Raw genomic sequence first — 19,532 nt, 5'->3', positions numbered from 1 at the left:
ATCATGTCGGACACCACGCCGGACGACGCAGCACCGGACACCTTGGTACACATCTGCACTCGCGACGACTGGGCGGCCGCGCAGACGGTGGGGGAGTACCTCGCGCCGTCGCTGGCGGAAGTCGGCTTCATCCACCTGTCCGCGCCGCATCAAGCGCACTTTCCCGCCAACCGGTTGTTCGCCGGGCGGCAGGACCTGGTCCTGCTGTGGCTGGATCCGCACGCCCTCGACGCCCCGCTGCGCTGGGAGCCGGGCGTGCCGTCCGATCCCGAGTCCATGCGATTCCCGCACCTCTACGGCCCGCTGCCGCTCACCGCAGTGACCGAGGTGACCGACTACCTGCCCGCCGCGGACGGGCACTTCGCACCGCTCACCGCCGAGTGACCGATACCCGGCCCCGGGTTGCCCCGTTCCACCGCAAACTGCGCGGTCTGTCCTAATCTGGACCGGTGAACGTCGATGTGACAGCCCTGCCCGGTATCGGAGTGCGCAAGGATTTCGAGGTCCGGGCGGGCCGCCGGATAGGGGTGGTGGCGCACCGGGACGGCGGGATCGACCTCATCGTCTCCCAGCTCGACGACCCGGACGCCTGCCTGGCGCAAGTGCCGCTCACCACCGACGAGGCCGCCGTCATGGCCAATCTGCTCGGCGCGCCGCAATTGGTGGAGAGCCTCAAGGAGGATCACCGGGACCTACCCGGGATCACCACCCGGCAGCTACCCATCGGCAGCAATTCGCCGTATCAGGGCCGCATGCTCGGCGAGACCGGGATGCGCACCCGCACCAAGGCGTCCATTGTCGCCATCATGCGCGCCGGGCAGCTGCATCCCTCGCCCGGACCGGACTTCGTGCTCGACTCCGGCGATCTGCTGGTGGTCGTCGGCACCCCGCACGGGCTGGACGCGGCCGCCCGCATCCTGGCCGACGGCTGAGACTGTGGATCCAACCGGTCTAGCCCTCGTCGAGCTCGGCGCGATCTTGTTCGCGCTCGGCATGCTGGGCCGGATCGCCGCCCGCTTCGGCATGTCGCCCATCCCGCTGTATCTGCTGGGCGGTCTCGCCTTCGGCAAGGGCGGCATCGTCGAAATGCAGGCCGCCGCCGAATTCGGTCATCTGGCCGGTGAGATCGGCGTGGTGCTGCTGCTGTTGCTGCTCGGATTGGAGTACACCGCAGCCGAATTGGTGACCGGATTACGCCGCTCCTGGGTGGCGGGCCTGGTCGACATCGTCGCCAATGCCACCCCGGGCGCGGTGGTGGCGCTGCTGCTCGGCTGGGGCGCGGTCGGCGCGGTCACCATGGGCGGCGTCACCTACATCTCCTCGTCCGGGATCGTGGCCAAGGTGCTCAACGACCTGGGGCGGCTGGGTAACCGCGAAACCCCGGTGATCCTGTCCATCCTGGTGTTCGAGGATCTGGCCATGGCGGTGTACCTGCCCATTCTCACCATGATGCTGGCCGGGCTGAGCTTCGCCGCCGGGGCGAAATCGCTCGCCATCGCGCTGCTGGCCATCACCGTGGTGCTGGTGGTGGCGCTGCGCTACGGCCGCTATGTGTCGTCGGTGGTGGACAGCAACGACAATGAGGTCTTCCTGCTGAAACTGCTCGGGGCGGCGCTGCTGGTGGCCGGAATCGCCTCGGCGCTCAATGTGTCCGCGGCGGTGGGCGCATTCCTGCTGGGCATCGCCATCTCCGGATCGACGGCGCACGAGGCGGCGAAACTCCTGGAACCGCTGCGAGATCTGTTCGCGGCCATATTCTTCGTGGCCTTCGGGCTCAATACCGATCCCACGGCCATCCCGCCCGTGCTGGGCTGGGCGGTGGCGCTGGCGGTGATCACCGCGCTCACCAAGCTCGGCACCGGTTGGTGGGCGGCCAAACGGCAGGGCATTCGGCGGATGGGTCGCGCGCGTGCGGGCGCGGCGCTGGTGGCGCGCGGTGAGTTCTCCATTGTCATTGCCGGACTGGCGGTTTCGATGGGCGGGGTGGACAGCCGGCTGGCGGCGCTGGCCTCGGCCTATGTGCTATTGATGGCCGTGCTGGGGCCGATCGCCGCGCGGCTGGTCGAGCCTGCCGTCCGGTTCTTCCAGCGCATCGGGCCCCGCGCCGACCCGGTCGGGCGCGCTCCCGGCGGGGAACCGGTCGGACTCTGAGCCTCCGCCGGCGCGCGCGGCCGTCTTGCCCCCGGAGTTCTTGCCCTTGGCCCCGGATGCCTTGCGCGCCATGACCTTCACGAATCGGTGCGAGAGCCCGACCGCGATGGCGCCGACGGTCAGGCCGATCAGCAGCGCGAAGAAGTGGCCGTAGTCGGTGAACGTGCGGCCGTGCCACAGCGCGGCTCCCCACCAGATCACCAGTCCCACAGCCCAGATCCAGCGGGCGGGGCCGCGCAGCCGGAAGGTCAGCGCGCCCAGCATGGCCGAGATTCCGTAGCTGGGGCCGACATCCGTCGCCACGGTCACGCGCAGCGGGATCAGACCGTCCTCGAGTCGCTGCGTGAGGCCGTAGGCCACGAGGAGGGTGGCTCCGATATGCCCGGTGGCCACCACCAGAATCCAGCGCAGGGAACCGAGCCAGCGTTCGGCCAGCGCCATGAGCGTGAGCATGATGATGATCTCGCCCCACGGGAAGCCGCCGTCGGTCCAGAACGCGGAGGCGACGAGCACTTGGATCGGATCCCGATGCAGGTTGCGCAGATTGGTGGAGGCGGACAGGATCAGCCGGCGGCCGACCATATCGCTGGCCCCGCGCAGCGTCCACCAGGTGACGAACAGGGTGAACGCGTAGGCGATCGAGGCGGGAGTCACCGCCAGCAGGTCGTGATAGGCCCCGAGGGCGCGGCGCAGCCGGTGCGGGCGCTGCCACCAGGCGCTGATGGCGCGCACTTCGTCGTGGATGTCGACGGTGCGCAGCCAGGCCGGCTGATACGCGTCCAAGGCCATGTGACGGGGTCCGTTCTGCCGTGCGCTACCGGGGTTCGCTGCGTGAACCGACGTCCGCTCGGGGCGTCGGGCCCATCGTATCCCGAGGTCAAACGGGCTCGAGTGCGAGGTTGGGCGCAATTCGTTACGCGCGGTAATGACACGGGAAAGCGGTGGTTACAAGCCAGCAACATGAGTCCGGAGGATCTGACGGGTAATCCCTTTCTGGGCGATTGCTCAGTTCCTGTGTGAGGAGTGCGAGTCTCTCTATGACGACTGCGACCCGAACGGCGTCGTCCGCCGAACCCGCCGACGACTATCTCGCCAAGCGAACCCTGCGCCAGGGTTCGGCGGGCTGGGTGCTGCTGGCCGGGCTCGGCGTCAGCTATGTGATCTCCGGCGACTATTCGGGCTGGAATTTCGGTCTGGCACAAGGCGGTTTCGGCGGCCTGCTCATCGCGACCGTGCTCATCGCGGGCATGTACCTGGCCATGGTGCTCGGCATGGCGGAACTGTCGGCGGCCCTGCCCGCGGCCGGTGGCGGCTACACCTTCGCGCGGCGGGCGCTCGGTCCGTGGGGCGGATTCGCCACGGGCGCGGCGGTTCTCATCGAATACGCCATCGCGCCGGCCGCCATCGCCACCTTCATCGGGGCCTATGTGGAGTCGCTGCATCTTTTCGGGATCACCGACGGCTGGTGGGTGTATCTCGCGGTGTATGCGATCTTCATCGGCATTCACCTGGCCGGGGCCGGTGAGGCGCTGAAGGTTATGTGCGCGATCACCGTGGTCGCGCTGGCCGGGCTCGTGGTTTTCGTCATCGCCTCGTGGGGCAAGTTCGATCTCGCCAACCTGACCGATATCCCGGCCGATCCGAATGCCGTTGGCAGCTCGTCGTTCCTGCCGTTCGGCGCGTTCGGGATCTGGGCGGCGGTGCCGTTCGCCATCTGGTTCTTCCTGGCGGTGGAAGGCGTGCCGCTGGCGGCCGAGGAGGCGCGCGAGCCGGAGAAGAACGTGCCCAAGGGGATCATCGCGGCCATGCTGGTGCTACTGGTGACCGGCGGCGCGGTACTGGTGCTGTCCACCGGAGCCCTTGGCGCGGACAAGCTTTCGCAGTCCGGCAATCCGCTGGTGGAGGCGCTCGGCTCCGGCGGGGCGGCCACCGTGGTCAACTACATCGGCCTGGCCGGGCTGGTGGCCAGCTTCTTCTCCATCGTCTACGCCTACTCGCGGCAGACCTTCGCGCTGTCCCGCGCCGGGTATCTGCCGACCAGCCTGTCGGTGACCAACTCGCGCAAGGCGCCCGTGCTGGCGCTGATCGTGCCCGGCATCATCGGTTTCGGGCTGTCGCTGACCGGCGAGGGTGCGATGCTGCTGAACATGGCCGTGTTCGGCGCGGCCGTCAGCTATGTGCTGATGATGGTGAGCCACATCGTGCTTCGCGTGCGCGAACCCGGCATGAAGCGGCCGTACCGCACCCCCGGCGGCATCGCCACCACCGGATTCGCTTTGGTCGTGGCGTGTGTCGCGGTGGTCGCGACCTTCCTCGTCGATCCGGTCGCGGCGGCCTGGACACTCGCGGCGTTCTGCGCCTTCATGCTCTATTTCGGGCTGTACAGCCGGCACCGCCTGGTCGCCAACTCGCCCGACGAGGAATTCGCGGTGCTGGCCCGGGCCGAACAGGAGCTGGAATGACCGTCTACCACCAGCGCATCGGCGGGACCACCTACACCTTCGACGGCTTGGTGGAGCTGCTGGCCAAGGCCACCCCGCTGCGCAGCGGGGACGAACTCGCCGGGTGCGCGGCGCATTCCGACGCCGAACGGGCGGCGGCGCAGTGGGCGCTGGCGGAGGTGCCGCTGACCGCCTTCCTGAACGATCCGGTGGTGCCGTACGAGACCGACGAAGTGACGCGGTTGATCATCGACACCCACGATCGCACTGCCTTCCAAGCGATTTCGCATCTGACCGTGGGCGGGCTGCGGGACTGGCTGCTCGGGGTCGCCGCCACCGAGCACGCCGCGGTCACCCTGGCCGCGGTCTCGCGGGGCGTCACCCCCGAGATGGTGGCCGCGGTGTCCAAGCTCATGCGCAATCAGGACCTGATCGCCGTCGCCAAGGCCACCGAGGTGACGGCGGGTTTCCGCACCACCGTGGGCCTGCCCGGCACCCTCGCCACCCGCCTGCAGCCCAATCACCCGACCGACGATCCGCGCGGCATCGCCGCCGCGGTCCTGGACGGGCTGCTGCTCGGCTGCGGCGACGCGGTGATCGGCATCAACCCCGCCACCGATTCACCGCAGGCCACCGCCGATCTGCTGTACCTGCTCGACGAGGTGCGGCAGCGCTTCGACATCCCCACCCAGTCCTGCGTCCTCTCCCATGTGACAACGACCCTGGGCTTGATCGAAGCGGGCGCGCCGGTGGACCTGGTCTTCCAGTCCATCGCGGGCACCGAAGGCGCGAATTCCGGTTTCGGCGTGAACATCTCGCTGCTGCGCGAAGCCAACGAAGCCGGCAAGTCCCTCGGCCGCGGCACCGTCGGCGACAATGTCATGTACCTCGAAACCGGCCAGGGCTCGGCGCTTTCGGCAGGCGCGCACCTGGGCGCCGGCCGCAAACCGGTCGACCAGCAGACCTTGGAGACCCGCGCCTACGCCGTGGCCCGCGACCTGGACCCGCTCCTGGTCAACACGGTGGTCGGCTTCATCGGCCCCGAATACCTCTACGACGGAAAGCAAATCATCCGAGCCGGCCTCGAAGACCACTTCTGCGGCAAACTCCTGGGCCTCCCCATGGGCGTGGACGTCTGCTACACCAACCACGCCGAAGCCGACCAAGACGACATGGACACCCTCCTGACCCTGCTGGGCGCGGCGGGCTGCGCCTTCGTCATCGCCGTCCCCGGCGCCGACGATGTCATGCTCGGCTACCAATCCCTCGCCTACCACGACGCCCTCTACGTCCGAAAGGTCCTGGGACTCCGCCCCGCTCCGGAATTCGCCGCCTGGCTCGACCGCCTCGGCATGATGAGCGCCGACGGCCGCGTCCTGCCCGTCGAGCCCCTGTCCTCCCCACTCCGGGCGCTGGCGAGCTGACATGAACGAGCTGTCCACCTGTTCCGCCGTGCCCGGCGTCCGCCCCGGGACCGGGAAAAACACCGGCCCCCAGAATGATCGGGCCGCCGCGCGGGCACTGCGTGCGGTGCGCCGATTCGACGGCAGCTGCCGAACGCCCTCGGCGGGCCGCCCCGACACAGCGGCACGGACCCCGGAGGAAGACCAATGAGCGCGCACGAATCGTCCCGCCCGGCCGCCGTTCTCGCGGGTCGCGCCATCCATCCCGCCGGGCCGGCACCCGATGCCGCCGGAAATGCGACACCCGATGCCGCCCAGGACTTCTGGGCCGAACTGCGCCGCACCACCCAGGCCCGCATCGGCCTCGGCCGCACCGGCGACGCCCTCCCCACCACCGAGGTCCTCGAATTCCGCGCCGCCCACGCCGCCGCCCGCGACGCGGTGCACAAGCCACTCGACGTGGCCGCCCTCGCCGCCCGGATATCGGCCCTCGGCCTGGGCGATCCCGCCCACGTCCGCAGCCGTGCCTCGGACCGCTCCGAGTACCTGCGACGCCCGGACCTGGGACGCCTGCCCGCCGGTGCCGAGCCGACCGCAGGACGAGGCGGTCCGGGGCGGGCGGGCGTCACGGAGGACGCGAGCGCCCCGTTCCTTGCCGGACTCCCGCGCACAGGTGCCGATATCGGGGTTGTGCTCGCCGACGGCCTGTCTCCGCGCGCCCTCACCGACCACGGGGCGCCCATGCTGGCCGCCCTGATCGAGGCCCTGGGTGATCGCTACTCCTTCGCCCCGCCCGTCATCGCCACGCAGGCCCGTGTTGCCCTCGGCGACCACATTGGCGAAACCATGGGCGTCACCACCCTGCTCGTCCTCATCGGTGAACGTCCGGGCCTCTCGGTCGCCGACAGCCTCGGCATCTACCTCACACACCTGCCGCGCCCGGGCCGCGCCGACTCCGAGCGCAACTGCATCTCCAACATCCACCCGCCCGAGGGCCTGGGCTACGCGCGCGCCGCCCAGGTCGCGGCGGGCCTGATCGACGGCGCGCGCCGCCTGGGGCGGTCGGGCGTGGACCTCAAGGACACCTCTGCCGTCCCCGCGCTGACGGCCGACCCCGCGCTGCTACTCGAGGTCGCTGATTCGGCGTAGGCACGGGGGCGGTTAGGGTCGGGCCATGCGTCCGCTGCTGGTTGCCCTGCGTGTGCCGTCCCTGCTGGTGCTGGTGGCGCTCATCGCGTTCACGGCGCATGTGCTGGTGTGCGCCCGGCGGCCGCAGCGTCCGGGCGCGGACGTCATCGTCGTACTCGGATGCCGATTGCGGGATGGCGCGCCCGGCCGGTTGCTGGCGTCCCGCCTGGACCGGGCCGCCGAGGTGTACCGATTCGAGCGGGAACGCGGCGGCACACCACTTCTCGTCACCTCGGGCGGTCAGGGTCCCGGGGAAAGCGCGGCCGAAGCCGATGTCATGGCCGACTACCTCGAGGCCGTCGGCATCCCGCCCGCTGCCCTCATCCGCGAAAACCGCTCCCGCAATACCGAAGAGAACCTGCGCTGCACCCGGCGCGAACTCCGCGCCCGCGGCCTCGACCCGCACGCCACCCGAATGACGGTGGTAACCAGTGACTTCCACGTCTTCCGCACCACCGTCCTCGCCCGCCGGCTCGGACTGCCCGCTCAGGTCACCGGCGCCCGCACCGCCTGCTGCGTCGTCCAGAAGGCCTTCCTGCGCGAGTTCGCCGCCGTGCTCGCCACCGCTGTCGCCACAGCGGTGCGCCCCCTGCTCAGATCGGCGGGTTTCGGCGGAGGTCGAGGCGGCGCATGACGCGGTCGACCACGTCGGGTGGGATGCCGGGTTCGCGGCGGGCGGCGAGGGCTTCGGCGCGGCCTGCTTCCAGGACGTCGTTGGTGATGGCGCGCATCTGCTTGGTGAAAGCCAGGGCGCGGTCGGTGTTTTCCTTGGCGTTCTTGTCGGCGGCTTCGGGGTCCACCCGGGCCAGGCGGCGTTCGAAGTTGTCGCGGAGGCGTTCGTAGACCTCGTCGGGGAGCTGTTCGGAGGACGAGACCTGCTTGAGGCGGGTGAGTTCGGCATTGAGGACCCGGGTCCAGAGGTTGCGTTCGATTTCGCGTTCCAGTTCGGTGTCGGCGTGCACGCCGGTGGCGCGGACCACGGCGGGCAGCGTGGGGCCTTGCAGGAGGAGGGTGAACAGGACCACGGCGAAGGCGGTGAAGAGGATTTCGGTGCGGCCGGGGAAGGGCTCGCCGGTATCGGTGGTGAACGGGATGGCCAGGGCCAGAGCGACTGTCGCGACACCGCGCATGCCGGCCCACCAGGTGACGATGGTTTCGCGCCAGGTGTAGGGCTCGTCCTTGTCGCGGCGGCGCCACCAGGCTTGGAAGACGGTGGTGGTGCCGAGCAGCCAGATCAGGCGCAGGCCGACGACGACGGCGATCACCACGGCCGCGCCGCCGAGATAGCGCGGCCAGTCCGGGCCCGCATCGCGCAGCACGGTACTGAGCTCCAGGCCGATGAGGCCGAAAGCGAAACCGGTGACCAGCATCTCGGTGATCTCCCAGAAGGAATCACCGACCACGCGATAGTCGCTGTCGCCGAAATCGGTTGCCGCCTCGGTGAGATACATCGCACACACCAGCACGGCGAGCACGGCCGACCCGTCGCGGGACTCCGAGACGCCGTACGCGGCGAACGGGAGCAGCAGGCCCAGCGCCACCTTCCACGGGGCCTCGTCGAGCTGCTGCATGAGTTTGCTGCCGATCCAGCCGGCGACCAGGCCGACCACCACGCCCACCACCGCGGACAGCGCGAAGTCGCGGACCGCCTGCCAGCTGGAGAACTTGCCGGTGACCACGGCCTCGACGGCGACCGAGTACAGCACGATGGCGGTCACATCGTTGAACAGGCCCTCACCCTCCAGCACCGACACCAGGCGGCGGGGCAGCCCGAGCCTGCCCGCCAAGGCCGACACCGCCACCGGATCGGGTGGGGCCACCAGTGCGCCCAGCGCGAGCGCCGCGCCGATCGGAACGGTCGGGTACCAGAGGTGGAAGGCCCAGGCCACGGCCACGGTGGTCACCACGACCAGCACCACCGCCCGCAGGCTGATGGCTCCCCAGTTGTCCGCGAACTGCCGCCAGGAGGTGCGCCTGGCCGCCGCATAGAGCAGGGGCGGCAGGACCAGCGGGAGGATCACGTGCGGATCGATCTGGATCTCGGGCACCTGCGGCAGCAGCGCGAGGACCACGCCGAAGGCGGTCATGAGCACCGCCGGCGCCTGGCCCAGCCGCTTGCCGAGCGGTTGGGCCAGGATGGTCGCGAAGAGGACCAGGAAGATCAGTTCCAACTGGTGGGGCTCCACGGCAGCCAGTTTGCTACCGATATGCCCGAGAGTCGACCAACCGGTCCGTGTTTTCAGTTACCGGGGTGAAATCTCAGGAACTGCGGCGTTGCCGCCGAGGCACGCCGATATTCTCCCGCGGGGTGCTCAGCCCGGTCTGCGGAAAGCCCGGAGGTAGCGGCGGGAAGCCGGGCGCCTGCGCCGCCGGCGCGGGCCGCTGCTGTGGCTCGGCGAAACCCGTAGGGGCCGGAGCTGATTCGTGCGGTCGCGCCGCATACGCGCGGCGGGCCTGTTCGGCGACGTACCGCCGCGCGCCGACGCTGCCGTAAGCCGGACCGGAATCGGGCTGTACCGCACCGAAACCGTGCCGCGGAGCTTCCCACCCCGCCGTGTCCACGCCCGGGTTCGCCTGCCGCTCCGCCGAATTCGCCTGCAGCGACCACGCCGCGTGCCCGGCCTGCTCCGGTTGCTGCGCCGGGCGCTGCACCTCGGTCATCCGGCTGGCCTCGTCGACCTCGGTCAGCCCGACGTGAATGAGCAGGATCATGGTCACCATGCTGACGCTGATCATGAGCGGCGCCAGCAACTGCATGGCGCCCGCGCCCGCCGGGACATCCACCGCGTGATCGGCCTCGTGGGCGCTCATCGACGCCATGCCGGTGTAATGCATGCCGCACACCGCCACGCCCATGATCAAGGCCGCGCCCATGGTGGCGAAGATTCCGTTGATGTGCAGCGTGAACCACAGCGCCGCGGTCGCCGCCACCACCGCGATCAGCAGCGATACCGCCACGATGCCCGCGTCGTAGTGCACCACCACATCGGTTTTCATGGCATACATGCCCGAGTAGTGCATGGCGCCCACGCCGAGCCCGGTGACCGCGCCGCCGGCGATCAACTCCCAGCCCCGCCAGCGCGCGCTCGCCACAATGGACAGCCCGATCCACACCACCCCGATGGCGATCAGCGCCGAGAGCAGCGTAATCGGGATGTTGTATCGAATATTGGCGCCGCGGATCGAAAACCCCAGCATGGCAATGAAATGCATCACCCAGATGCCCGTCCCGCCGATGGCGATCGCCGCGGCGATCAGCCAGCCCTTGCGGCCGTCTCCCGCGCGGGCGCGCGCCGTGCAACGCAGTCCGAGCAGTGATCCGGTGACGGACATGAGGTACGCCAGCACGGGTGTGAGCCACCCGTAACTGAAGTGGTGAATTTCCAGCACACGAACTCCATTGCCAGAACAGGGTTTTCGTAGTCGCGCACCGCGACGTGCGCACCCTACAGCCAGATCGCCCGGATAGGAAATTAAGAGGATTCTTTTCCTCGAAAAAATTCCGAATGGGTTGTTCGGACGTCCTAGCAGGTAGCGGGTGTGCGTAGCGTACGCCCGGAATCCGTTGTGCGCCTCATGATCTGACAAATAGCCATTGCGGATGCAATTGCAGCGGAACGGATCCGATTCCCGTGGTTCTCGGGGCACCGGCGATCGGGGCAACGGTTTTGCCGGATACGCCCGGCGTGCCCGCTCTCATAACGTTCCGCCCGCAAAGGAATTGGGAGTGGGAGGAATCGACGTGGTTGCGCAACTGACCCCCGAGGCGGTGCGCCCGGACGCGGAGCCGGACCGGGACGAACAGTGGCATCCGCTGGTGCGGGTGCTGTTCCGGTTCGGATTCGTCTGCGTGGGAATCGGGATGGCCGCGGTGTGGCTGGTGCACGCCCTGCTGCGCTCGTTCGGCGTGCCGCAGGAGATGGTGACGGAGCTGGGCCGGTGGACGGCGCTGCATCCGCTCACCGACTGGGTCGGCCGCCAGTTCTTCGATGTGCGTGTCGATTACACGCCGACCGGCAGCGGTGACACCGCGACGCACTGGGTCTCGCTGTTCACCCTGCTGCTCGTCTCGGCGGTGGTCACGCTCGTGTGGTCGGTGCTCGATCGCCGCCGTCGCGGCTATCCGCGGCTCTACGCGTGGTTCCGGCTGCTGCTGCGCGCCACTCTGGTGAGCGCGCTGTTGCTCTACGGGATGATGAAACTGCTGCCCTCCCAGATGTCGTTCAATCTGGAGCGGTTGGTGCAGCCCTTCGGCGAGATGAGCCCGATGGCCGTGCTATGGGCGCAGACCTCGCTGTCGGAGCCGTACGAGATCGCGCTGGGCGCAGCCGAAGTCGTCGCCGGCCTGCTGCTGGTGCTGCCGGTCTCCGCCGGCCTGGGTTCGATTCTCAGCGTCATCGTCGCCTTGCAGGTCTTCCTGCTGAACCTCACCTTCGACGTGCCGGTGAAGATCTTCTCCTTCCAGCTGCTCGCCTACGCGACGATCCTGGCCGCCCCTGATATTCACCGAATCGTCAAGGCGCTCACCGGTCGAGCTCTTCCGGTCCGCCGTCCCGAGCCCCTGCTCACCACCGCCCGCGGCACCCGGATCCTGCTGGTCGCCCAAGTCGTCTTCGGCGTCTGGCTGCTGATCACCACGTTCCTCGAATGCCACGATGCCTGGCGCACCCACGGCACCGCCCGCCCGCAATCACCGTTCTACGGCATCTGGAACGTGACCGAATACACGGTGGCGGACCAGCAGTTGCCGCCGTTGGTGGACTACACCGAGGCACCGTCCTCCTCGGTGCTCGGCGCGAACGACCGATTCCGCCGCATCATCTTCGACATCCCGATCGGCATCACGGTCCAGCGCATGAACGATGCCCTGACGTCCTTCCCCGCCCGGATCGACACCGACCGCCAGATCATCACGATCTCGAAGGACCTGGCCCACCAGTACCCGATCGCGATGTTCGGATACCAGCAGCCGCAACCGAATCGGCTCATCCTCACCGGCCAGGTCGCCGGCCGCCCCGTCCGCATGCAACTGGATCAGGTCGACCTCGACCGCTATCCGGTCGTCTCCCGCGGCTTCAACTGGGTCCAGCCCGCGCCCTACTTCAAGTAGGCCGCGACTTCGCCTCCACCACCGGGATTCTCGTGCGATGCTCGAATCATGACCTGGTCGATTCTCGGTGGGTTCGCGATCGCCGTGCTCCTGGCGGCCATGGTGCCGGGCCCGACCACCGCCCTGGTGATCCGCCGCAGTGCGCTGGGCGGCACGTGGGCCGCGCTGCCGATCATCGGCGGCATGCAGGTCGGCCTCTACTTCTGGATCGCCGCTTCGGCTTTCGGTCTGTCCGCCTTGGTGGCGGCGAGTGATGTCGCGTACACCGTCATTCGCGTCATCGGCGCGGCGGTCCTGATCTGGCTCGGATTCCAGGCCTGGCGGGCGGCTCGCCGCTCCCACGACGACATTGCGGTGGACGAGCAGGCCGCGCGCGCCAAGACCTGGCGCGCCTGCTCGATCGGCCTGCTCACCAACCTCACCAATCCGAAGGTCGCGGTCTTCGCCTTCGCCTTCTATCCGCAATTCGTTGCCCCGGAAGCGAATATCGCTGCGACCACCCTGGCCCTGGGCCTGCTGCAGGTGGTGGTCGACGCGAGCTGGTTCCTGCTCGTCGCCACCTTCGTCGGCCGGGCCCGCGCCTTCTTCTCGCGCACCCGGGTGCGGCAGTGGCTCGAACGGATCACCGGCACGGTGCTGGTGGCGCTGGGCCTGCGCCTGGCCCTCACCGAAACCTGATGCCGCGCCTCACCGCAGGTGCCGACGCGGGGCCCGGCGGTGCGGGGCCGCACGGTGACGCCGCGGGATCGGTTGGGCGGCGGGCTCTTCGCCGAGTGCGGCGAGGAGCTCACGGCGGCGTTCGGTGCTGATGGTGCGGCGGTCGCGATAGGTGAGCGCGCCCTCCATGGCCCACAGCATCTCGCGATTCAGGCCCTTCACGCCGGCGGCGCGCATGCGGCGATACGCCTCGACCGCGCCGAGGTCGGCCAGTTCGTCGAGGGTGGTCACCTTCGCGTGCGCGAGCAGGACGGCGGCGGCGCGACCGAGTTGGTAGCCGCTGCCGCGCCATTCGCGAATGCGCAGGTGGGCGTCGCCTCGGACCGCTTCGGCCTCATCCCAGACCGCCCAGCGCAGGGTGGCGGGATCGCGCGGCGCGTCGGCGCGCGACAGCACCTGCGCGCGGGCCTGGGCGGCCACGTTCACCATGGGGCGGAAGCGCCGGAACACCTGAACTTCTCCGTCATGCCCTCGATCCCAGCGGTCGAGGTAGAAGTAATCGGTACCGAAGCGGTCCGAGGTGTCCAGATCAGCGGCCTGTAGTGCCAACGCGCGGGCTTCGACCGCGGTGCCGGGCGCGAGGACGAGCAGCCCTTTGCGGCGGGCGATGCGGCTGGTGTGCTCGCGGTGGCGATAGCCCTTCCACCAGGCGTCCGTCGCCGCCGGCTCCAGCGTCCGGTCCAGGCCGAAGGTCTGCCAGCGCACGGTGCCCGCCGGATTCGATTGGGAGAAAGGCCCCTTCAGCTGCCGGGCCAGATCGTCATCGAAGCCGCTGCACCAGCCGGGCACCAGCACGATGGAATCGGCCGGATCGGCATCGAACGGGTTCGGCACCAGGAACCGGCGGTCGATGTACACCACCGTGCCCGGCCGAGCCTGATAGGACAGCCCCCACAGCAATCGCGCCAGCAGCCGCGCCCCATGATCGTCCGACAGCACATGCCAGGTGTTGTGGAACCTGTTCGTGCTGAACCGGGCATGGGTGCCGGGCCGCAGTGTGATCACGGTGCGCACACCATCGCCCGACCGCACCAGGTGCCGGTGCAGTTTGAGACCGTCGGTAGTGGATCGGGCCGTACCCGGGCGTTGTTGCTTCATCGTGTTTCATGACGCCACACCGGCAGCCGCGCTCACAACCGAATTTCGACCTGTCCCGCTGCGGATTTCGTGCTTCCGAAGGCCGCGCGGTAGGCGTGGGGTGTGGTGCCGACAATGCGTTTGAAGCGGTCGCGGAAGGCGGTGGGGGAGCCGAAACCGGCTTGGGCGGCGATTCTTTCGACGGGGTGATCGGTGGCTTCGAGAAGGTATTGGGCCTGGCGGACACGGGCGCGGAGCAGCCATTGCATCGGCGTGGTGCCGGTTTGCTCGCGGAAGTGGCGGTTGAGGCTGCGGGGACTGGTGCCGGCGCGGGCGGCGATATCGTCGAGGGTGAGGGGGGAGGCGCAGTGGTCTTCCATCCAGCGCAGGAGGGGTTCGAACTCGGAGCCGCGCGGGGCGGGCGGGCGATCGTGGACGATGAATTGGGCTTGGCCGCCTTCGCGTTCCAGCGGCACGACCGCCTGGCGGGCGGTGTCGGCGGCGACGGCGGAACCGTGGTCGCGGCGGACCATGTGCAGGCACAGGTCCAGGCCGGCGGCGGCGCCGGCGGAGGTGAGCAGGTTGCCGTTGTCCACGTAGAGGACGTCGGGGTCGACGTCGATGGCCGGATACAGCTCGGCGAGAGTGTCGGTGGCCAGCCAGTGGGTGGTGGCGCGGTGGCCGTCGAGGAGTCCGGTCGCGGCAAGAGTGAAGGCGCCCACACAGATCGAGGCGATTCGGGTGCCGTTCGCCGCGGCGCTGCGGAGGGCGTCGAGAACGTCTTCGGGGATCGGTGCGGTGGGGTCGGTGCAGCCGGGGATGACGATGGTGTCGGCGCCGGACATGCCGTCGAGGGTCCACGGGGCGTGCAGGGTGAACGGGCCCGCATCCACCCGGGGCTTCGGTGCGCAGACCCGGACTCGGTAGGCGGGGCGGCCGCCGGAGAGCCGGGCGCGAGTGAATACCTCGATCGGAGTGGCCAAGTCGAATGCGATCACCTTGTCCAGGGCGAGAACAGCCACCGTGTGCATGGCCCGAGAATAGGTTGGCGAGAATCCGTTGCCAACTGTCGATCTCGCCACTTCTGCGCTGGTCTCCGAGTCCCTACCGTCGAGGACGACCGAACGAGAAGGAGACTCGGATGCTTGCTCAGATCGTATTGTTCGACGGGTTCGGGCCCATGGATGTCGTTGGGCCCTATGACGTCTTCTGCGCCGGGGCCATGGTCACCGGCGGAGCGCTGGAGGTCGAACTCGTCTCCGCCGAGGGGGCGCGCGAAGTTCCCGGCGGTGTCGGCACGCTGAGTCTGCGCGCCACAACGGGTTTCGACCCCCGGCGCGCCGACATCGTCGTGGTGCCCGGTGCGGCGGGCGACATTCCGGAGCCGGGAACGCAGCCGGGCGCGGACAGCATCCCGGCCATCCTGGGCCGTTGCCTCGAAACCCCGCTGCCGGGACTGCTGAAGCAGGCTCTCGATCAGCCCGGCTCCATCGTGGCCGCGGTCTGCGGCGGCTCGACGCTGCTGTCGATGGCGGGCCTCATCCAAGGCCGTTGCGCGACAACCAATCACCTCGGCATGGACGTACTCGAAGCCACTGGCGCCCGGCCCGTGCATGCCCGCATCGTGGACGACGGCGACCTGGTGACCGCGGGCGGCGTCACCTCCGGCCTGGATCTGGGTCTGTATCTGCTGGAACGTGAATTCGGCCCGCAAGTGGCGCTGTCGGTGGAGAAGCTGTTCGAATTCGAGCGGCGCGGCACCGTGTGGCGCACTGCCGGAGCCGCGCCGGCCAGGCAGTTCTGAACGCGGCTATGCGGCCTATGCCCGGCTGCCTCGCGCGCTCAGCCTGCGGATCGGTGCGATGAGCATCCGGTAGATCGGGCGTACCAGGCGGCCGGGTACGTAGCGGTGCCGTTCCTCGTGCCAGACCCGCGCCCGCGGGTGCGACACGATGGGCGACCAGCGATCCGGAATCGGGGGCTCGGAGGTGTGGAATTCGATGCGGCACAGGTGTTTTGTATTGATGAAGCCGTACTGACTCGGGCTGACGAGCCGCAGCGGAGCGCCGTGGTCACTGTTGAGCGGCCGCCCGTCGAGGCGATCGGCGATCAGCACATCGTCGGCCAGGACATCCTCGAGCACCACGATCGACCGGAACCCGTCGAGCCCCTCGAAGACGACATGCGTGATCGGCGCGCGCGGATCGAGGAGCGGCTCGACCCGCTTGCGATAGAGGGTCTCGAACGAGATCCCCTCCCACAGCAGACCGGTGGCCGACCACCCTGCGACACAGTGAAAGTCGGCGGTCAGTTCCCGCCGCGGCAGCTCAGCGAGATCGGCCAGCGTAAGCGTGGCGTTCTCGCTCACGGCTCCACCGATCTCGATAACCGGATCAGCGGGAACCGCCGGCGGCGGATGGTGCAAATGGGTGCCGAAGCGCGGGAACCCGTCGACGGCGCGCTGTCCAGGGGGAAGTGTCATGGCGATCCTCTGCGATCAATTAGTGCAGTCGCTCTATATAGAAGGACCGTACTAGTACACGGCCCGATCGCGCAACCGGCATGCCCAGAGTCCTCGAGCCCGCGAGGAACAACCTCTCGTGAACCGGATACTGTTTGTCTCCGGAGAATCCGGCGAGAAAACGGCCGGAACGAAAACGGGGGAGTCCAATGGATTTCGGCAACAACACGGGCGCACCGAACAACCAGCCCTACGAGCCCTATCCAACGGCACCGGTCTATCCGCAAACACCCCACCACGACCCGTACGGCTACCACCCGTACAGCCACATCCCGCCCCACCCCACGACCATGCCCGGATCGGTCCGAGCAGCCCGGATCATCTCCTGGCTGTTCGCCGCCCTCGGCATCGGCTTGTCGGTACTCGCCGGCGTCATAGGCAACCCCGAACTGGCCGGCGCTCTCGTCGCCGGTTTACTCCCCGCCCTCTTCCTGGCGCTCTTCGCTTTCGGCTACACCACGAACGGCAATGGCATGCGGGTGGCCTCCATCATCTGCGCAGCCTTCGGAATCCTGTGGAGCCTCGGCGGCGCCGCCCAAGGCCTACCCCCCGGCCTCCTCGGCATCGCCGCAAACCTGACCATCCTCATCCTCCTGTCCAAACAGATCTCGGCAGACTGGTTCAAGCGACCACACTGAGGTACCGATCGCCGATCGAGTCGACGGTTACCCATATCTGGCGCCGACCGAACGGAGCTTCGGGCAATCGTCGGGGCGGAGAGATACTCGCGCAAGTGCCTTCGCGCAGCGCCACCGTCTGGGAATGGAACACCGTCAGCGATACCGGCGAGGACACCCTCATAGCGACTTGCAGACCTACCCTGTGACTCGAAGGATTCCGCTACGAGTTCACGGGATTGCTCCATTGACGACCATCCCCGCGATGAACACGATGAACCCCGTGATCCCGATGATCAGCGTATTCGGCGATACCGGGTCGGTAGCCGTCCGCTCCCGCACGAACCGGCCGAGAGCATAGAAGACAGCGAGTATCCCGCCCAGCATCGCAAGCCATACCGCATACCGCAGCAGGCGCAATCGTGTGTCCGCCGGCGGTGGAGCCTCAGGCGTGGGATTGCCGACCTGCGCGAGCACGGTGTCAGAAAGAATGCGGAATTGATCGACCGTGCTGAGCAAGCTCACCACCCGACGGTACCGCGACGCATCGCGCCAACTCCGAATATTGGTGTAATAGAACGTGATCAGGTCTAGCCCAGGCAGCAGGAGTTGCGAATGTCCGCCTACGTCGTAGTCGAGGCCGAGGTTCACGACGAGCAGGTTGGCTTGGCGTACTGGAAGCTGGCCGAGCCCTCGATTCGCCGATACGGCGGGCGATACCTCGTGGCCACCGTGCCCGAGGTTCAGGAGGGCGAGTGGCCGGGGCGTGTGGTTGTGCTCGAGTTTCCCGATCTCGATCAGATCAGGGCCTGGTACGACTCACCGGAATACCGTGCCGCTCGCGAAGTCCGGAAGTCCGGCGTCACCGTCCGTCTGATCTTTGCCGAAGGGTTGTGAGCGGCTCGGACGCGCTGACACGCTGAACAGCGAGCGTGTCACCCCACACCGCCCTACCGCTGGCGCATGTGAAACGACGGTGACCGGGAACTGGTGCGGCAAAGCGCGAGAAGGGGCCGCCACCAGTTCCCGGTCGAAGGTATTTCACATCGAGATGCGCTCGACACGCACGCCCATACCGAGTTCAGGATGGGTCGAGTTGTCCGTTGGCCCTGGCCCAGGCTCTGATCGCGGCGCTCTGTTCTGGGTTCATGCGCGGCGTCCAGCGGCCGATCCGCACGCTTTCAACGTCCATCCTGTGTTCGGGGAGTAGCCGCGAGAGCTGTTCTAGCTGGGCCGGTGTCACGAAGGTCAGGTAGTAGTGCTGCCCGGAATTCAGTGACGCCAGGACAGTACCGAGGGCGAAGGCGTGCTCACCGATCTCCTCGAGGAACGCTTGGAGGTGACCGACGCGACCGTCCTCGGCATGCTCGGCGTCGAAGGCGGCGACCCAATCCCAGGGCAGCGCTGCGGGATAGGAGCTCAGTGAGGTCAACTGCTCGCGGACGGACCGGGGGTCGGCCGCGCGGGAGATGACCGCCATACCCGCTGTCCCGGTTGGAGATTCGGCGTCGTGAAACGATTCGGCCGCACCAGGGGCGAGGAGTGCCCGTCGTTGCGCCATGATGGCCCGCACGCTGAACTCGAAATCGGGTTGCTGACGGGCATAGTCGTGCCAGTAGGCCGCATTGTGCGAGGTCTGGCGCACTACACGGTCCGGTTCGGGCGGGGCGGGCCAGAACTGCAAGAGGTAGCGGTCCAGCAGTGGCTCATCGTCGAGTCGGACGTCTTCTCTCGTGCCTGGTCCATGCCCTGCGCGCAGTACCGCACCCGGTAGTCGATCCCTTCTACCAAGTCCAGTTCCCAGTGGGCCTCTCCCGCCCACTGCACCAGGAAGCTTTGATCCGAGACCGGGTAGAACGAGACCTCCACGACGTCTTCCCATTCCGGATCGAGCGGGGGAGCCTGGTCGTGCACTTCGACAGTGAAACCGACCTTGCCGGTGTGCAGCCCGGTGTGCAGGAAGAGCGCCCCGGGTACCGCGGCCCCACACAGTCCCGAACCCTGACCGGCGAACGCCTCGTCCATGCGCGAGTTGATGCCGGGGACACTCTCGACATAGATCTGGCCGTAGGAGACCCCGACCTCACGCTCCAGCTTGAACACTTCTCACACCATCCCAACCCACGACAGCCGGCCATCAACCGACGGCGCCACGGGCAGCGTGCGGCCAGATGAGTGAGAAGCGTTCAGCTCAGTGGGTTCGATGCCGACCACCGCGCGGGCGAATGTGTCGGCCGCAGTATGGTGCGGTCTGGTCCGGCAAATCGTCATGCAGGGCAGCGTAGAGAAGCCCACCGACACGGCGGC

Annotated in this window: 20 protein-coding genes and 1 pseudogene; 12 read left to right on the top strand and 9 right to left on the bottom strand. The window is 68.3% G+C overall.

Going from position 1 to position 19,532, the window contains the following annotated elements; genetic code table 11:
• Window positions 1-3 precede the first annotated feature (3 nt).
• The 3 genes from ACFVIV_RS32885 to ACFVIV_RS32875 all read left to right on the top strand — a co-directional run bounded on the left by ACFVIV_RS32885 (window position 4) and on the right by ACFVIV_RS32875 (window position 2,151).
• Window positions 4-384, top strand: a complete 381-nt coding sequence (locus tag ACFVIV_RS32885; RefSeq protein WP_379203138.1) for a DUF952 domain-containing protein — start codon at window positions 4-6, stop codon at window positions 382-384.
• Between the two features lie 65 nt (window positions 385-449).
• A complete protein-coding gene (locus tag ACFVIV_RS32880) occupies window positions 450-932 on the top strand; it encodes a cation:proton antiporter regulatory subunit (protein ID WP_067547783.1) in 483 nt (160 codons plus the stop codon).
• Between the two features lie 4 nt (window positions 933-936).
• Window positions 937-2,151 carry a cation:proton antiporter gene (locus ACFVIV_RS32875; protein ID WP_379203136.1) on the top strand — a complete coding sequence of 405 codons (1,215 nt, stop codon included), beginning with the start codon at window positions 937-939 and terminating at the stop codon, window positions 2,149-2,151.
• A gap of 111 nt (window positions 2,152-2,262) precedes the next feature.
• On the opposite strand, the pseudogene ACFVIV_RS32870 reads toward ACFVIV_RS32875, so the two are convergent.
• Window positions 2,263-2,940: pseudogene (locus tag ACFVIV_RS32870) on the bottom strand (rhomboid-like protein); the annotation flags it as partial.
• Window positions 2,941-3,188: 248 nt separating this feature from the next.
• On the opposite strand from ACFVIV_RS32870, the gene eat reads away from it, so the two are divergent.
• From eat to ACFVIV_RS32850, 4 genes are all read left to right on the top strand, one after another.
• Entirely contained in the window at window positions 3,189-4,613 is a 1,425-nt protein-coding gene (gene eat / locus ACFVIV_RS32865; RefSeq protein WP_379203134.1) for an ethanolamine permease, read from the top strand.
• Window positions 4,610-6,016 carry an ethanolamine ammonia-lyase subunit EutB gene (locus ACFVIV_RS32860; protein WP_379203132.1) on the top strand — a complete coding sequence of 469 codons (1,407 nt, stop codon included), beginning with the start codon at window positions 4,610-4,612 and terminating at the stop codon, window positions 6,014-6,016. The genes eat and ACFVIV_RS32860 overlap by 4 nt, the downstream gene beginning before the upstream one ends.
• 186 nt (window positions 6,017-6,202) lie before the next feature.
• Window positions 6,203-7,144 carry an ethanolamine ammonia-lyase subunit EutC gene (gene eutC / locus ACFVIV_RS32855; RefSeq protein ID WP_379203130.1) on the top strand — a complete coding sequence of 314 codons (942 nt, stop codon included), beginning with the start codon at window positions 6,203-6,205 and terminating at the stop codon, window positions 7,142-7,144.
• 25 nt (window positions 7,145-7,169) lie between these two features.
• The gene (locus ACFVIV_RS32850) at window positions 7,170-7,817 is read left to right on the top strand and encodes a YdcF family protein (RefSeq protein WP_379203128.1); all 648 of its coding nucleotides are present in this window, start codon (window positions 7,170-7,172) and stop codon (window positions 7,815-7,817) included.
• Here the strand turns inward: ACFVIV_RS32850 and ACFVIV_RS32845 are convergent.
• Both ACFVIV_RS32845 and ACFVIV_RS32840 read right to left on the bottom strand, forming a co-directional pair.
• Window positions 7,777-9,369, bottom strand: coding sequence for a Na+/H+ antiporter (locus tag ACFVIV_RS32845; RefSeq protein WP_379203126.1), 1,593 nt, complete (start codon window positions 9,367-9,369; stop codon window positions 7,777-7,779). The genes ACFVIV_RS32850 and ACFVIV_RS32845 overlap by 41 nt on opposite strands.
• Window positions 9,370-9,442: 73 nt before the next feature.
• Entirely contained in the window at window positions 9,443-10,573 is a 1,131-nt protein-coding gene (locus ACFVIV_RS32840) for an MHYT domain-containing protein (protein WP_379203124.1), read from the bottom strand.
• A 352-nt stretch (window positions 10,574-10,925) separates the two neighbouring features.
• On the opposite strand from ACFVIV_RS32840, the gene ACFVIV_RS32835 reads away from it, so the two are divergent.
• A complete protein-coding gene (locus tag ACFVIV_RS32835; RefSeq protein ID WP_379203122.1) occupies window positions 10,926-12,293 on the top strand; it encodes a DoxX family protein in 1,368 nt (455 codons plus the stop codon).
• A 48-nt stretch (window positions 12,294-12,341) separates the two neighbouring features.
• Window positions 12,342-12,971 (top strand): LysE family translocator, encoded by a 630-nt coding sequence (locus tag ACFVIV_RS32830; RefSeq protein ID WP_379203120.1) that lies wholly within the window; start codon window positions 12,342-12,344, stop codon window positions 12,969-12,971.
• Between the two features lie 9 nt (window positions 12,972-12,980).
• On the opposite strand, the gene ACFVIV_RS32825 is transcribed toward ACFVIV_RS32830, so the two are convergent.
• The gene (locus tag ACFVIV_RS32825) at window positions 12,981-14,108 is read right to left on the bottom strand and encodes a TfoX/Sxy family DNA transformation protein (RefSeq protein ID WP_379203118.1); all 1,128 of its coding nucleotides are present in this window, start codon (window positions 14,106-14,108) and stop codon (window positions 12,981-12,983) included.
• Window positions 14,109-14,140: 32 nt separating this feature from the next.
• Window positions 14,141-15,118 carry a GlxA family transcriptional regulator gene (locus ACFVIV_RS32820; RefSeq protein ID WP_379203116.1) on the bottom strand — a complete coding sequence of 326 codons (978 nt, stop codon included), beginning with the start codon at window positions 15,116-15,118 and terminating at the stop codon, window positions 14,141-14,143.
• A 110-nt stretch (window positions 15,119-15,228) separates the two neighbouring features.
• On the opposite strand from ACFVIV_RS32820, the gene ACFVIV_RS32815 reads away from it, so the two are divergent.
• The gene (locus ACFVIV_RS32815; protein WP_379203114.1) at window positions 15,229-15,891 is read left to right on the top strand and encodes a DJ-1/PfpI family protein; all 663 of its coding nucleotides are present in this window, start codon (window positions 15,229-15,231) and stop codon (window positions 15,889-15,891) included.
• Between the two features lie 15 nt (window positions 15,892-15,906).
• On the opposite strand, the gene ACFVIV_RS32810 is transcribed toward ACFVIV_RS32815, so the two are convergent.
• Window positions 15,907-16,569, bottom strand: a complete 663-nt coding sequence (locus tag ACFVIV_RS32810) for a molybdopterin-dependent oxidoreductase (protein WP_379203112.1) — start codon at window positions 16,567-16,569, stop codon at window positions 15,907-15,909.
• Window positions 16,570-16,757: 188 nt separating this feature from the next.
• Between ACFVIV_RS32810 and ACFVIV_RS32805 the strand changes: the two genes are divergently transcribed.
• Window positions 16,758-17,246, top strand: a complete 489-nt coding sequence (locus ACFVIV_RS32805; RefSeq protein ID WP_379203110.1) for a hypothetical protein — start codon at window positions 16,758-16,760, stop codon at window positions 17,244-17,246.
• A 210-nt stretch (window positions 17,247-17,456) separates the two neighbouring features.
• On the opposite strand, the gene ACFVIV_RS32800 is transcribed toward ACFVIV_RS32805, so the two are convergent.
• The gene (locus ACFVIV_RS32800) at window positions 17,457-17,750 is read right to left on the bottom strand and encodes a hypothetical protein (RefSeq protein ID WP_379203108.1); all 294 of its coding nucleotides are present in this window, start codon (window positions 17,748-17,750) and stop codon (window positions 17,457-17,459) included.
• 90 nt (window positions 17,751-17,840) lie between these two features.
• On the opposite strand from ACFVIV_RS32800, the gene ACFVIV_RS32795 reads away from it, so the two are divergent.
• Entirely contained in the window at window positions 17,841-18,122 is a 282-nt protein-coding gene (locus ACFVIV_RS32795) for a DUF1330 domain-containing protein (protein ID WP_379203106.1), read from the top strand.
• Between the two features lie 184 nt (window positions 18,123-18,306).
• On the opposite strand, the gene ACFVIV_RS32790 is transcribed toward ACFVIV_RS32795, so the two are convergent.
• Together ACFVIV_RS32790 and ACFVIV_RS32785 are read right to left on the bottom strand one after the other, a co-directional pair.
• Window positions 18,307-18,870 (bottom strand): hypothetical protein, encoded by a 564-nt coding sequence (locus ACFVIV_RS32790; RefSeq protein WP_379203104.1) that lies wholly within the window; start codon window positions 18,868-18,870, stop codon window positions 18,307-18,309.
• On the bottom strand, window positions 18,870-19,328 hold the full coding sequence (locus ACFVIV_RS32785; protein WP_379203102.1) for a hypothetical protein: 459 nt from the start codon (window positions 19,326-19,328) through the stop codon (window positions 18,870-18,872). Before ACFVIV_RS32785 ends, ACFVIV_RS32790 begins: the two co-directional genes overlap by 1 nt.
• Window positions 19,329-19,532: the final 204 nt, after the last annotated feature.

This window comes from Nocardia sp. NPDC127526 (genome assembly GCF_042672265.1).
Taxonomy (GTDB): Bacteria; Actinomycetota; Actinomycetes; order Mycobacteriales; family Mycobacteriaceae; genus Nocardia.
This window is presented reverse-complemented; position numbering and strand designations above follow the sequence as displayed.

Coding starts and splice junctions, on each gene's coding strand:
- ACFVIV_RS32885 (WP_379203138.1), top strand. CDS start 4: ATGTCGGACACCACGCCGGACGACGCAGCACCGGACACCTTGGTACAC.
- eat (WP_379203134.1), top strand. CDS start 3,189: ATGACGACTGCGACCCGAACGGCGTCGTCCGCCGAACCCGCCGACGAC.
- ACFVIV_RS32860 (WP_379203132.1), top strand. CDS start 4,610: ATGACCGTCTACCACCAGCGCATCGGCGGGACCACCTACACCTTCGAC.
- eutC (WP_379203130.1), top strand. CDS start 6,203: ATGAGCGCGCACGAATCGTCCCGCCCGGCCGCCGTTCTCGCGGGTCGC.
- ACFVIV_RS32850 (WP_379203128.1), top strand. CDS start 7,170: ATGCGTCCGCTGCTGGTTGCCCTGCGTGTGCCGTCCCTGCTGGTGCTG.
- ACFVIV_RS32830 (WP_379203120.1), top strand. CDS start 12,342: ATGACCTGGTCGATTCTCGGTGGGTTCGCGATCGCCGTGCTCCTGGCG.
- ACFVIV_RS32825 (WP_379203118.1), bottom strand. CDS start 14,108: ATGAAGCAACAACGCCCGGGTACGGCCCGATCCACTACCGACGGTCTC.
- ACFVIV_RS32820 (WP_379203116.1), bottom strand. CDS start 15,118: ATGCACACGGTGGCTGTTCTCGCCCTGGACAAGGTGATCGCATTCGAC.
- ACFVIV_RS32815 (WP_379203114.1), top strand. CDS start 15,229: ATGCTTGCTCAGATCGTATTGTTCGACGGGTTCGGGCCCATGGATGTC.
- ACFVIV_RS32810 (WP_379203112.1), bottom strand. CDS start 16,569: ATGACACTTCCCCCTGGACAGCGCGCCGTCGACGGGTTCCCGCGCTTC.
- ACFVIV_RS32805 (WP_379203110.1), top strand. CDS start 16,758: ATGGATTTCGGCAACAACACGGGCGCACCGAACAACCAGCCCTACGAG.
- ACFVIV_RS32795 (WP_379203106.1), top strand. CDS start 17,841: ATGTCCGCCTACGTCGTAGTCGAGGCCGAGGTTCACGACGAGCAGGTT.